This is a genomic window from Virgibacillus carmonensis (assembly GCF_057836705.1).
On record NZ_JBYQFJ010000355.1, the window covers coordinates 1 to 544 of the forward strand.

Genomic DNA, 544 nt, shown 5'->3' on the forward strand with positions numbered 1-544 from the left:
TTAATCAAAAAGGCAAACCGCTAGCTAATATTCATGGATTCAGTTATGAAAACCGGTCCATCAATGAAAATAAAACCGCTGAATTTCAGGTTCAAAACGGGGAAGCCGCCTTTCATATTGCAATGCTTCACGGGAGTTTATATAGCAATACAGAACATGATACATATGCACCGTTTCATTTAAGTGAGCTGTCTGATAAGGAATTTGACTACTTTGCACTTGGTCATATTCATCAACGGGAAATCATGAAAACTGATCCGCCCATCATTTATTCCGGAAATACTCAAGGCAGAAACCGTAAAGAGGCAGGTGCAAAAGGGTGTTACCATGTTGTTTTGGACAAAGGACAGGCTGCTGACGTGACCTTTATTCCATTGCAGGCAATTCAATTTAATCGTTTAACAGTGGATGTGTCTGATTGTACAGAACCGCATGTAATGGAGAAAGTGATCCAACATACGATCGAGGAGCAGAGCTATCAGGTTCCGCAATTGCTTTTTGTAGAATTAAAAGGAAGAGGCCAGTCGCTAAACAAATGGTCAAG

At 40.6% G+C, this 544-nt stretch carries 1 protein-coding gene; it reads left to right on the forward strand.

Annotation, left to right across the window (positions count from 1 at the left end; all coding sequences use genetic code 11):
* On the forward strand, positions 1 to 544 hold a 544-nt coding region (locus AC3G7N_RS22325; protein ID WP_489424295.1), incomplete at both ends, for a metallophosphoesterase family protein.